Genomic DNA, 12,975 nt, shown 5'->3' on the forward strand with positions numbered 1-12,975 from the left:
CCCCCCACATGGATGCGATAGACAGATGACATTTCACAAGGCTTTCAATCTGCGCTCGGCACTGCTGAGTTCCTTTACGCTGCTGGCCGCCACGGCTTCTTCAGGTAGCCTGGCACAGCCAGCCTCCCGCGATCAGATCCAGTCACAGTCGCCTGCTCTGGAGGAGGTTGTGGTGACAGCGCAAAAGCGTGAACAGCGCCTGCAGGATATCGCGGCAGCTGTCAGCACCCTGGCAGGAGAGGATTTCGACGTACTGAACATCAGCAATCCCTTTGATTTCAGCGACCAGATCCCCGGGCTGGTTGCCAACAACGTGCAGGGCTACCGCCGCACCTTCTCCATTCGCGGCATTGGCAACGAACTGCCCGACAACGCCGCCACCAAGCCCGGGGTCGCCTACCACGTAGACGGCGTCTTCATGTCCAATGACTTTGCCCTGTTCCAGGATCTGGTAGATATCGAGCGTGTCGAAGTCATCCGCGGACCGGACGGCACCATCTATGGCAACAGTTCATCAGGCGGTGCGGTCAACGTCATCACCCGACGCCCCGATACTGAAGCAGTATCCGGATTTATAGGCGGCGAGACCGGCAGCTACGCCACCACTAATATTCGCGGCAGTTTCAACCTGCCCCTGGCCGAGACGCTGGCCCTGCGCCTGGCAGCGTCACATCGCGAACACGACGGTTTTACCAAGAATGTGCCCAATCCGGAAGCCAGCCCCCTGAATGTCCCCGGGGCTTTCAATGATCTCGATGACGAGAACAACACCTCCCTGAACGCCCAGCTGCTCTGGCAGGTAACGCCGGCGTTTTCCGCGCGCCTGTCCGTGCAGGACTTCGACATGGATATCAATGGGCCGGCACTGAAGGGCGGTTTCGATACGGTGTCGAGCGACAAGCGCGTGGTCTCCCACGATACAACCGAGTTTTTCCAGGTAGAGAACGCCATCGCCAGCCTGATCCTTGAATGGGAAGCTCCGGCTTTCGATGTCAAGGGCCTCTTCAGCCAGCAGGACTACAAAATGAGCCGTCGCCTGGACGCCGACCGCTCATCCCTCACCGCGAATGACCCTGCTCCCCTGGCCACTCCACCCTCCGGCGAGATCACCCTGTTGGGCCAGCTGCCCATCCGCCAGCATGTCGGCGGCCTTACCCAGGAAGACGAAACAGCGACTGCCGAAATCAACATCAGCTCGAGGGCTGACAACGGCGGCGCACTGGACTGGCTGGTTGGGGCTTTCTATCTGGACACGGATATCGAAAGCAATACACGCAATTTCGTCGACAATGACCGTGACGGTCTGCCGGTGAATTTCCGTGTGGTGGGCTTCGGCAACCCTGACACAGATTTCCAGAATTCCGATATTCGCTCGTTTGAGTCCACAGCCGTCTTCGGTCAGCTGACCTATGCTCTGACGGACCAGTTGAGCTTTACCGGCGGAGCACGCTGGACAGAAAACACGTTCGAGGACCGGCGCTGCAACATTTTCAGTGGCTGCCTGACCAATGAAGGTCGCGTTGGCACCCCTTCGCGGCCTTCAGAAAAGGAAGACAATGTAACCTACAAACTGGCCCTGGACTACGTCTGGAGCGATGACAACATGGCCTACCTGTCGGTGGCCACCGGTATAAAACCCGCCGCCTCCAACAATGGTTTCGTCGCGGACCCCAACGGTACCGGCTTCTTCCCGGAAATTTTTGAAGAAGAAGAAGTGACGGCCTGGGAGATTGGTTCCAAGAACTACCTGCTGGACCGACGGTTGCAGCTGAATGTCGCTGCGTACTACTACGATATTGAGAACTACCTGTTCAACTCCGCGGGACTGAACCTCACCGGCAACGGCGTCAGCGGTGGCAGCAACCTGCCTGAATCCGAGGTGTACGGAATCGAGATCGAGTCCGTAGCCAGGCTGACTGATCGTTTGACCCTCGACTTCATGTTCACCGCGGCTGAATCAAAAATCAAAAAAGGTCGTATGGCGGTTGATCGGGGAGAGCAGGTCAATCGCACCGCCGGTCTGAGCGACCCCGCCGAGATCGAGGCAACCATTCGCTCCATCGCCGTGGATCTGACCGGTAACGATCTGCCGAAAATCCCCGACGTTGTCGCCAATGCCCGCCTCACCTGGGACCAGCCCATCAGCAAAGGCGACCTGGAAGGCAACCTTGTCACCAGCATTACCTGGACGCATCGTGGGGAGTATTACAATCGGGTGTTCAACTCGGGTCGGGATATCGTCGAGTCTTACGACCTGGCGCACCTGAACTTTCGCTACCTCCCGCAGGATAGCAACTGGGACTTCGAGCTGAACATCCAGAACCTGTTTGACAGCGATGAGGTAAGCTCGGTCCACACCGATGATTTCTTCCAGGGTGTCACCAGCTTCCAGCTGCTTCCGCCCCGCGTAATCACCCTGGGAGCGCGCTACCAGTTCTGAGCTGATTGCCAACATGGCAACCAGCAATAACGCTTCCGGGAAAGGTGACTATGGACAGACAGGGAATCTCACGCAGGCGCCTGCTCAAGGCGGGCACCGGCGCACTCGCCGCCGGGAGCCTGGCGCCTGCCTTCGTCCGTTCCGCCTCCGGCCGCGGAACAGGCCGGCCAGCAACTCTCTCGGGCTCACAGGTCGGCGATGTGCGCGGCGACAGCGCAGTGCTGTGGTCGCGCACGGACCGCGACGCGCGCATGCAGGTGCGCTGGTCAACCGACCCGGGAATGACAAACCCGACGACCACACCATGGGTACATGCCCTCAAGGACTCCGACTACACCGCCAAACTGTTACTCGACGGCCTCCCGGCCAACGTCCGTATCTACTATGACCTGAGCTTCACGGACCTGGCCGACCTGCGTACTCAAAGCGAACCCGTCACTGGCAGTTTCATCACCCCGCCGGATGGAAACCGGGATGTGCGCTTCGTCTGGTCCGGCGACACCGCGGGCCAGGGCTGGGGTATCAATCCTGATTTTGGCGGCATGCGCATCTACGACACGATGCGCAAGCTGCAACCCGACTTCTTTATCCACTGTGGCGACACGGTCTATAGCGACAACCCCGTGGTGGAATCAGTGACCCTGGACGATGGCCGCGTCTGGCGCAATCGGGTAACCCCGGAGAAGACCAAAGTTGCCGAGACCCTGAACGAATTTCGCGGCCAGTTTCGCTATAACCTGCTGGACGAGCCCCTGCGCCGTTTCAACGCGGATGTGCCCATGTACGCCCAGTGGGACGATCACGAGGTCACCAACAACTGGTTCTGGGAAATGCGTCGCGATAACGACAAACGCTATCGCGAGGGTTCGGTGGCACGTCTGGCTGCGAGGGCGATGCGCGCCTTTCAGGAATACATGCCGGTACGCCAGCACCCCCTCAGTCCCGAGCGGATCTACGACAATTTCAGCTATGGCCCGCTCCTGGAAGTGTTCCGTGTCGACCTGCGCTCCTATCGCGGTCCCAACAGCGACGAGCAGCCGCTGGAGCTCACGCCCGAGTTCCGCATCCTGGGCGAGGCCCAGCTCACGTGGCTGCAACAGGCGCTGCGGCAATCAACAGCAACCTGGAAAATTATTGCCTCGGACATGCCGCTGGGGCTGGTGATTTACGATGACTGGGCGAATAGTCGCGGTACCGAAGCCATCGCCTTGCGCGACGGTGTGCCCGCAGGGCGGGAGCTGGAAATTGCGAAACTGCTGACTTTCATCCGCGACCAGGAAATTGGCAATGTGGTCTGGCTGACAGCGGATGTGCACTACACAGCCGCCCACTATTACGATCCGGCGAAGGCGCTGTATCCCCACTTCGCGCCATTCTGGGAGTTCGTGAGCGGGCCGCTGAACGCTGGCAACTACGGTCCCAACCGGCTGGACAACAGCTTCGGACCCCAACTTGTCTACCAGCGCGCCCCCGAGGACGGCCAGGTCAACCTGTCCCCGCTCGATGGCATGCAGTTCTTCGGCCAGGTGGATATCGATGGTGAATCCGGCGACCTCACCGTCACCCTGCGGGACATCGATGGCAGCGCCCTGTTCTCACAGCGTCTCGAACCTGCTAGCGCACTGAGCGCAGGAACTGCAGGTGGTTCTCGTACTGCCAGAGCAGGTCGTGCATGATCTGCTCCCGCGTCCAGCCCATGACATCGTAGTCCTGCCCGCCACGGAACAGGTGGACCTCCGCCCGATAGTATTTGTCCGCGTCGCCCAGGGCATCCAGCGGCGTGTCGACGGCAGCCTCTACCGGTCTCGGGTGAGCGCGGCAACGGACTTCGTAGACGAAATCCACGGCGTCGGCATGGCTTACCTCGAGCCGGACCGCGCCCTCATCGGCAATCGCATTCACCACTTTCGCCACCACATCGTGCAGTTGCAGCTCTGCGGCAAACGCCCTCAGTGACGGCAGCACCAGGTCCCGCTGAAAGGCATGCACACTGGTGTCACCGGGGTGTCGCAACAGGTTGGCGAGCCTCTCGCGCCAGTCCCCGGGTGAGGTGACCAGCGGTGCCACGCTGTGTATATCGCGGCGGTTGGCGTCGCGGCGCAGGGCTCGCCCCAGCCCCCAAATGGCACCCATGAGGGCCAGGGAGAAGGGTAGCGCGGTCACAATGGCGGCGGTCTGCAGGGCCGCAAGACCACCCGCAAGCAGCAGCACAATGGAGGTAGCGCCAATCACGCCAACCCAGTACAGGCGCTGTATCGGCGGGGTATCGTCGCGGCCGTTGGCCGAGAGCATGTTGAGCACCATCGCACCGCTGTCCGCCGAGGTGACAAAGAACACCACCACCATCAACAGGGCCACGCCGGACAGCAAGGTCGACAGCGGCAGATACTCGAAGAAGCGAAACAGGGCGATGGCCTGGTTGTCACTGACCGCGGCCCCGAGCCCGTTGTGGTTGCCGTGCAGGATCAGCTCAATGGCGCTGTTGCCAAATATTCCCATCCACAACAGGGTAAAGCCACAGGGCACGATCATGGCGCCCAGGACAAATTCGCGAATGGTCCGCCCGCGGGAGATCCGCGCGATGAACAGGCCGACAAAGGGGGCCCAGCTGAGCCACCAGCCCCAATAGAAAATGGTCCAGCCTCCGAGCCAGTCCGTCGGATCGTAGGCATAGAGATTGAAGGTCTTGGTCACCAGCTCACCGATGTAGGAACCAAAGTTCTCGATGGTCGCCTGCAGTACGATGACGGTCGGGCCGGCGAACAGGACTATCGCGAGGAGCAGGATAGCCAGACTCAGATTGAGTTCCGACAGGCGCTTGATGCCGGCATCCAGGCCCAGGACAACCGACACCCCCGCGAGGCCCAGGGTGAGCAGTATCAGTATCACCTGCACCCCGGGGGAGATAGGTACGCCAAACAGGTAGGACAGCCCGGAGTTGATCTGCAGCACGCCGAAACCAAGGCTGGTGGCAATGCCGCAGGTAGTGCAGACAATCGCGAACACATCAATCGTGGCGCCGGCACGGCCATAGATCCGCTCACCGATCAGCGGGTAGAAGGCGGAACGCATGGTCAGCGGCAAATCGTGGCGGTAGGCAAAGTACGCCAGAATCAGGGCCACAATCGCGTAGATACCCCAGGCGTGCAGCCCCCAGTGGAAGAAGGTCAGATTCATGGCCTCCCGGGCCGCCGGTACAGTTCCGCCCTCGCCCTGGGGCGGTGTCAGAAAGTGCATCACCGGCTCCGCAACGCCAAAGAACATCAGCCCGATACCCATGCCGGCGGCAAACAGCATTGCGATCCACGATGGATAGGCGTAGGCGGGCTCGGCGTGGTCCGGTCCCAGTTTTATATCGCCAAAGCGTGAGAGGCTGAATATGGCGACACTGACCAGGATAATGGCGACCACAAGCACGTAGTACCAGCTCGCATAGAGGACAATGGCGTCCTGCAGTGTCTGAAATAGACCCTCGCTGAGCTTCGGCTTGAGGCCGGCAAACAGCACCAGGGCAAACAACACCGCACTGGCTGGCCAGAAAACGGCCTTGTCTACCCGGAATCCGGGCGTCGCGCGGACACCATCTGTCGCACTCAAAAAGTTACCTCCCACGCTGCCTGTTGCCGCACAGAGCGGCATTGTGTACCGCGCTCAACGTCAACAATAATTACAGAGCTATGCTTAAGCCCGCAAAATTTGTGGTTGAAATCATAGAGCTGCATCTGTACAAATACCAACAATTCTCTGTAATTATTCTCGATTGGTGCCGATAGGCGCCTATTTATCACTATTTGTACTCTTTCACATGAATGTCCGCTGTTCCGTGACCGCGCTGTGCACTACAAGATATTAGTTTGAATCAAAAGCTTTGAGGCACACCGCAGCCCGTTGTCGGGCGCAGGCATCGGACAACAGGCGACACCCAGACATTAGCAACCAGGGGATCAAACAATGTCCAGCACAACAAGACTCAGTCAACGAAGCAGGCTCTACAGCGCCGTAGTCAGCGCGGTCGCGGGCTCGGCGATCGCCACCGGCGCTGCCGCGCAGGGGCTGGAGGAGGTTCTGGTCACCGCCACCAAGCGCGTCGCCAGCACCCAGGACATTCCCATCTCGGTACAGGCGCTGGGCGAAAACTCTCTCAATAACATGGGGATCGCCAATTTCAATGACTACCTGATCCAGCTGCCCGGCGTCACGGCCGGCGGCAGCGGCCCGGGTCAAAATACCATCTACATCCGCGGCGTTGCCTCGACCACGCCCAACCTCACCACCGCCGGTGTTGCCGGCCTGGCACCCAACGTTGCCCTCTATCTTGACGATCAACCCCTGTCCCAACCCGGACGCAACCTGGACGTCTATGCAGCCGACCTGAACCGTGTCGAGGTGCTGGCTGGGCCCCAGGGCACTCTCTTTGGCAGCAGCTCCCAGGCCGGCACGGTGCGACTGATCACCAACAAGCCCGACCCCAGCGGCACCTATGGCAGCGTCAAACTGGGAACTGCCTTCACCAGGGGCGGCGACATGAGCAACAACGTCACCGGCATGTTCAACCTGCCGGTGACCGATGCGTTCACCCTCCGCGGCGTTGTCTACGTTGACCGCATGGGTGGCTATATCGACAACGTGGCCGGCACTCGCGATGCCAGCGAAAGTGCCCGCTTTCGTCCCGCGGGCACGCCCCGTGCCAATGGTGTACCAGTGAATGCCCAGAGAGCGGGATTCCAGTCAACCGCCGACCTGAGCGATGTCGAGTTCCTCACCGCGGACAATTCCACCAAGACCGCCAAGAACATCAATGACACCGTGTACAACGGCTTCCGCCTCAGCGGCCTTTACGACATCAATGACCGCTGGAGCCTGCAGGTCAGCCACATGCAGCAATCGCTGGATTCGGACGGGGTGTTTTTCTCTGACCCGGATCTCGGCGACTACGAGATCAACCGCTTTCACGACGACAACATCGACGACAGCTTCGACAACACCAGCTGGACCCTGGACGGGCGCATCGGCAAGCTGGAGGCCGTCTATACAGGCGCCTTCACTGACCGCGAAACCAACCAGACAGTCGATTACACGGACTACCTGTTCGTCGGCCAGTATCTGCCCTACTACATCTGTGATGGCTCGGTGTCCTACCCGGGCGATGCGGCACCTTCGGGCACCTGCCAGCCACCGGACCTGTTCGTGAAGTCGGTCACGAAAACCGAGGTAATGACTCATGAGGTCCGCTTCAATACCCCGGTCGAGAATCGCCTGCGCGCCACTTTCGGCGGCTTCTACAGCGACCTGCAGCTCGACGAACGCAACGACTTCACCTATCCCGGCTCTACCCGGGTGGACGGCTTCGGGGTGCAGACCGGCTTTTCGCCCAACTTCCCCTTCACTACCGGCTTCACTTCCGACCCCGGCCCGTTTCCGGACGGGGTAATCTTCCGCAACGATATTCGTCGCACCGACAAGCAGTACGGCGTTTTCGGTGAACTGACCTTCGACTTCAACGAACAGTTCGCTCTCACTCTGGGAGCGCGCTGGTACGACATCGAGGTGGATTTCGAAGGTGGCGCCAACGCGTCGTTCTGCAATCTGTTCCAGCCCGACGTGAACGCGTTCGGCACTGATATCAGCGACCTCTACAACGGTGATGGCGAGGTCACCTTCCGGGGCTCCTGCGATCCCGCTGACCACATCACCTACACCCTGGATACCATCGATCAGGCACCGGCCCAGGTTGCCGCGGCGCTCCTCAACGCGCCTGACAAGGCCCAGACCGATGGTGTCATCGGCAAGGTCAGCCTCGCCTGGACACCCAGTGTGAATCAACTCTGGTATGCCACCTGGTCGGAAGGGTTCCGCGCCGGCCTGCTCAACCGGCCCGGCGGCGCCCAGGGGCCCGATGGGTTCACAGTACCCTTCGCACTGGATACCGACGATGTCACCAACTGGGAACTGGGCTGGAAACTGGACCTGCTGGACAACACGCTCAGGCTCAACGGCAGCCTGTTCTTCGTCGACATCGAGCGCCTGCAGACCACCATCTTCGACCCCAGCATCGCCAACCTGTTCTTTTCCGACAATGCGGCGGACGCCGAGGTCAAGGGCCTGGAGGGCATCGTCACCTGGGCACCGGCTACCGCGCCGGGCCTGACCGTAACCGGGTCGTTCTCGTTCCTCGACACCGAGATTACCGAAGTGCTGACGCCCACGGACGACGTCCGCAAGGGCGACGAACTGGCCTTCGCACCGGAGTTCCAGGGCAACCTGCGGGCGCGCTACGAATGGGAGCTCACCTCCGGCTACCGGGCTCATGTGATGCCGCATGTCGCCTACTCGGAGTCGTCCTACAGTGATATCATCACCATCAACCGCGCCGAACTCGACAGCTGGGTTCTGGTTGGCTTCACCGCGGGCGTAAGCACGATGGACTGGACCGCCGAGCTCTACGTCGACAATCTCTTCGATGAGCAGGCGGAACTGGCCAACAACTTCGTCTACGATCGGGAGCGCGTTACCCTGGCGCGGCCCAGGACTGCGGGCGTCAGAGTCAGCTACGACTTCTGACATGCACGCTGACGCGGCACCTCTGGCGCCCCTCCGGGGCGCTTTTGCCATCTGGCGGAGCCATTGGTGAACACGACCGACAACGGGCTGGACCTGGCATCCATCCAGCAGAAAATGCTGGCACAGGCGTTCGCCCCCGCCCTCGACGACCTGGCCGCTGTACTGGCCGCCGATCCGGACAACACCGAGGCGCTGTACATGGCAGCGGTCTGTCATCGCTATCTAGAACAGTTCGAACTGGCGGCAGCAAGGCTTGAACGCCTGAAGCACCTGGCTCCGGACTTTGGTCGCGCCCACCAGGAGGAGGGGCACCTGAACCGGGCCCAGGGCAGGGATGACGAGGCCCTGCTCGCGTACAGCCGCGCCTGCCAGGCCAACCCGGCGCTGGAGGCCAGCTACCGGGCGCAGCTGGATATTCTGGGGCGGCGCGGTGCCCGCGAGCAGCAGCGGCGGGTGCAGGCGCAACTGGATCACTTGCTGAGCCTGCCCAGGCCGGTGGTCGCAGCAACGGACCTGATCGCCCAGGGCAAGCTGGTCCGGGCCGAGGAAATTTGTCGCGCATTCCTGCAGAAGGTGCCCCATCACGTGGAGGCGATGCGCCTGCTGGCCGATATCGGCGCGCGCCTGGGAGCACTCGAGGAGGCGGAATTTCTGCTGGAGAGTGCCGCGGAGTTCGCTCCAGGCAACGTCCAGGTCAGGATCGACTACATTCGTACACTGCGCAAACGACAGAAGTTTGCGGCGGCGTTCGCGCAGGCCCGGCGCCTGCTTGCGACGGCTCCCGACAACCCCCAGTTCCAGTCACTCTACGCCATCGAATGCATGCAGACCGGTGACTACGAGGCGGCACTGGCTGCCTTCGACGATATACTGCGCAGACTGCCTGGAGATGCCACCACGCTGACCTCCCGCGGCCATGCCCTGAAGACCTGCGGACAATTCGACGAGGCCGTTGCCTCCTATCAGGCCGCCCTGGCAAGCAACCCGCAGCATGCCGAGGCCTGGCATTCCCTCGCCAACCTGAAGACCTATCGTTTCAGCGCCGCAGACAAGGCAGCGATGGCGGAATTGGCGGCAGACAACAATCTCTCTTTCATGGACCGGGTCTATGTTGCCTTCGCCCTGGGCAAGGCCTGCGAGGACGACGGTGACTATCGGGCATCCTTCGAGCACTATGCCCGGGGCAATCAGCTGAAGAAGAACCAGAGTCGCTACGATGCTGACAAAATGAGCGCGGAGTTGGCCGCCCAGCGGCAGGTGTGCAGTTCCGGCTTGTTCACCCGCAAGGCAGGCTGCGGCCATCCGGCCCCGGATCCGATTTTCATCGTTGGACTGCCGCGCGCGGGCTCGACATTGCTGGAGCAGATTCTGTCTTCCCACAGCCAGATCGACGGCACTCTGGAACTGCCCAATATTCTCTCCTGTGCCCAGCAATTGCGCCGGCGCAAGCGCGCCTCCGGCGCCGCCCCGGACTACCCGGAAGTGCTGGCAGAACTCTCGCCCCGGGAGCTTGCCGAGCTTGGCGAGAGATTCATCACCGACACCCGCATACACCGCCAGGGCGCGCCGTTCTTTATCGACAAGATGCCGAATAATTTCCGCCACATCGGGCTGATCAAACTGATTCTGCCCAACGCCAGGGTCATTGACGCCCGCCGGGAGCCCATGGCCTGCTGCTTCAGCAGTTTCAAACAGCTGTTCGCGGAAGGACAGGAGTTCAGCTACAGCCTGCAGGACCTGGGCCAGTATTATCGTGACTACGTCACGCTGATGCAGCACTGGGATCAGGTACTGCCCGGCTTCGTATTGCGGGTACAGCACGAGGACGTGCTGGCGGATCTTGAGGGGCAGGTGGCGCGCATGCTGGAGTTCATCGGCGTCCCCTTCGAGGACAGCTGTCTGCGCTACTACGAGACCGAGCGCGCCGTACGCACACCGAGCTCGGAGCAGGTGCGCCAGCCCCTCTACCGGGACGCCGTGAGCCAGTGGCAGCATTACGACGAGTGGCTGCAACCGCTGCGCAAAGCCCTAAGCCTGAGTTAAGGATCGCCGGGTACCCTGCTGTCAGTTCTTCGGAGGGTACTGCATGAAAATTTTTACTCGAACTCGCTGGTCCGCAATGGTTTATCTCGTCGTGTTTCTGGCCCCATCGCTGGTTTCTGCGGGGGCACTGGAGGCTTCATCAGCGGATGTGGCTGGTGTGCGAGCACAATGGGAGCAGGTCAATTTTGTCGTTGCCGAAGCCGAGCGCGAGCACCAGTTTCGCGCACTGATCGAAACCTGTGACTCTCTGCTCGCGACCCGGCCCAACGATGCGCAGGCGCTGACCTGGTGCGGCATCGTCCAGTCATCCTACGCCGGCGCCGCAGGTGGTCTCGGCGCACTGAAACACGCAAAGGCCGCGCGCAAGCACTTCCAACGGGCCATCGACATTGATCGCGGCGCCGTGAACGGCGCTGCCCTGACCAGCCTGGGCACACTCTACGCAAAAGTTCCCGGCTGGCCGGTGGGGTTCGGAAACGACAAAAAGGCGCGCCAGTATCTTGAGGAGGGTCTGCAGGCCAACCCGGAAGGGATGGACAGCAACTTCTTCATGGCCGAATTCCTGGCGGACCAGGGCGAGACCGAGGAGGCCAAGCGGCACCTGCAGCGTGCGCTGCAAGCACCCGGGCGCCCCGGCCGTGCCATTTCCGACACGGCTCGCCGCAAGGAAGTCGAAGCGTTGTTGGCCGAACTCGCGGCGCCCTGAGTAGCTCTCAAGCCAACACGGCAGACTGCATGGCGATCAGATCGAAGCCTCCCGGTCCAGCATTAGCGCCGGGCGCATGATGACGACCAGACACAGAATCAGCGCCAGCACCGCGGCGTTGATCACCAGATCATAGCGGTTGTCGCCCAGGAACAGGGAAGCCAGCAGGGGACCGCTGGCGAGGCCCATCTTGGATGCGAAACCACCCAATGACGCCATTTGTCCCACCGGGTCGAAGTGCGCGCACATGCCCAGCAGGTAGGGGATGACGAAGGCCCAGGTAATGCCCACGCCGCAGTTCGCCAGCAGGTAGGCCCAGGGCTGGCCGCTCCAGTGCAGCAGGGCGGTACCCAGGATCGTGAGACTCATGCCCAGGAACAGGGGCCACCAGCGGCCGTATTTCGTCGCCATGACAACCACCAGCAGGGCACCGATGATGCCCACCCAGGCTGCGGCCCCCAATGTCGGACTGATGAAGGCCATGCCGAGGCCGTAGTGCTTGCCCATGCCGATGATGAAGGCGTACAGCCCCATGTTGGCGGCCTGAAACAGAAACAGGGCGATCAGCACCGCCAGCATTGGGGCCCAGCGAATAGCCGCCGGCGGAGGCGAGCCGGCACTGGGCACTACCACCGGGTAGTCGTCGAGGAATGGCAGCATGGCGAGGGTCGCAACACTGAAAGCAATCAGGGACAGAAACAGGGCACTGGTACCGAAGTGTGGCACCAGTGGTGGCAGCAACATGACGCCGACGCCACCCAGACCAAACTGCACCACCAGCAGATAGCCGAAAGTGCGATCCGGCTTCAGAGTGCGGGCAATGACAGCAAAGCCGATGCCGACCAGCATGCCCCCGACAGCGCCGTGCAGGAAGCGAACCGCGACCAGCACCAGCGGCAGGCGCAGCAGGATGGAAACGAGATCCAGCGCGATCAGCGCAAGCAACAACAGGAACGCCGCCCTGCGCCAGCGAATGCGACGCACCAGGAATACCGCCGCCAGCGCGCCCAGGGCGGCACCGTAGACGTTGGCAGAGCCCACCAGTCCGGCCTCCCGGTTGGAGAACCCCAGCCCCTCCACCAGGCCGTCGACCAGGGCCGGCATGATGTTGACGTAGAACAACCCCGCCGTGGCCAGGAAAGCCAGCGCGACGCGGGCCCACTCTCCGTGTGGTGACAGGGTGCGACGGGCGGTTACGGTGGCTTGGCTCATGGCGGGACCCGGG

The 12,975-nt window shown here is 61.6% G+C and carries 7 protein-coding genes; 5 read left to right on the forward strand and 2 right to left on the reverse strand.

The window, feature by feature from the left end; all coding sequences use genetic code 11:
• Positions 1-25 precede the first annotated feature (25 nt).
• Both RLO07_RS01225 and RLO07_RS01230 read left to right on the forward strand, forming a co-directional pair.
• Complete coding sequence (locus RLO07_RS01225) at positions 26-2,440, forward strand: TonB-dependent receptor (protein WP_462290311.1); 2,415 nt, start codon at positions 26-28, stop codon at positions 2,438-2,440.
• Positions 2,441-2,490: 50 nt separating this feature from the next.
• Positions 2,491-4,116: an alkaline phosphatase D family protein gene (locus tag RLO07_RS01230; protein WP_462290312.1), complete on the forward strand. Its 1,626-nt coding sequence runs from the start codon at positions 2,491-2,493 to the stop codon at positions 4,114-4,116.
• Here RLO07_RS01230 and RLO07_RS01235 read toward each other — a convergent pair.
• Entirely contained in the window at positions 4,055-6,037 is a 1,983-nt protein-coding gene (locus tag RLO07_RS01235; RefSeq protein ID WP_462290313.1) for a BCCT family transporter, read from the reverse strand. The genes RLO07_RS01230 and RLO07_RS01235 overlap by 62 nt on opposite strands.
• A 354-nt stretch (positions 6,038-6,391) precedes the next feature.
• Here RLO07_RS01235 and RLO07_RS01240 point away from each other — a divergent pair, with 354 nt between their 5' ends.
• From RLO07_RS01240 to RLO07_RS01250, 3 genes are all read left to right on the forward strand, one after another.
• Positions 6,392-9,001: a TonB-dependent receptor gene (locus RLO07_RS01240; protein WP_462290314.1), complete on the forward strand. Its 2,610-nt coding sequence runs from the start codon at positions 6,392-6,394 to the stop codon at positions 8,999-9,001.
• Between the two features lie 66 nt (positions 9,002-9,067).
• Positions 9,068-11,044 (forward strand): sulfotransferase, encoded by a 1,977-nt coding sequence (locus tag RLO07_RS01245; protein ID WP_462290315.1) that lies wholly within the window; start codon positions 9,068-9,070, stop codon positions 11,042-11,044.
• Between the two features lie 157 nt (positions 11,045-11,201).
• A complete protein-coding gene (locus RLO07_RS01250; protein ID WP_462290316.1) occupies positions 11,202-11,750 on the forward strand; it encodes a tetratricopeptide repeat protein in 549 nt (182 codons plus the stop codon).
• Between the two features lie 36 nt (positions 11,751-11,786).
• Here the strand turns inward: RLO07_RS01250 and RLO07_RS01255 are convergent, their stop codons facing one another.
• Entirely contained in the window at positions 11,787-12,962 is a 1,176-nt protein-coding gene (locus RLO07_RS01255; protein WP_462290317.1) for an MFS transporter, read from the reverse strand.
• Positions 12,963-12,975: the final 13 nt, after the last annotated feature.

The sequence above is a fragment of the Haliea sp. genome (genome assembly GCF_040221975.1).
Taxonomy (GTDB): domain Bacteria; phylum Pseudomonadota; class Gammaproteobacteria; order Pseudomonadales; family Halieaceae; genus Haliea.

What these genes read in the sequence shown, in the direction of transcription:
- RLO07_RS01225 (WP_462290311.1), top strand. Translation starts at nt 26, where the DNA reads ATGACATTTCACAAGGCTTTCAATCTGCGCTCGGCACTGCTGAGTTCC.
- RLO07_RS01230 (WP_462290312.1), top strand. Translation starts at nt 2,491, where the DNA reads ATGGACAGACAGGGAATCTCACGCAGGCGCCTGCTCAAGGCGGGCACC.
- RLO07_RS01240 (WP_462290314.1), top strand. Translation starts at nt 6,392, where the DNA reads ATGTCCAGCACAACAAGACTCAGTCAACGAAGCAGGCTCTACAGCGCC.
- RLO07_RS01255 (WP_462290317.1), bottom strand. Translation starts at nt 12,962, where the DNA reads ATGAGCCAAGCCACCGTAACCGCCCGTCGCACCCTGTCACCACACGGA.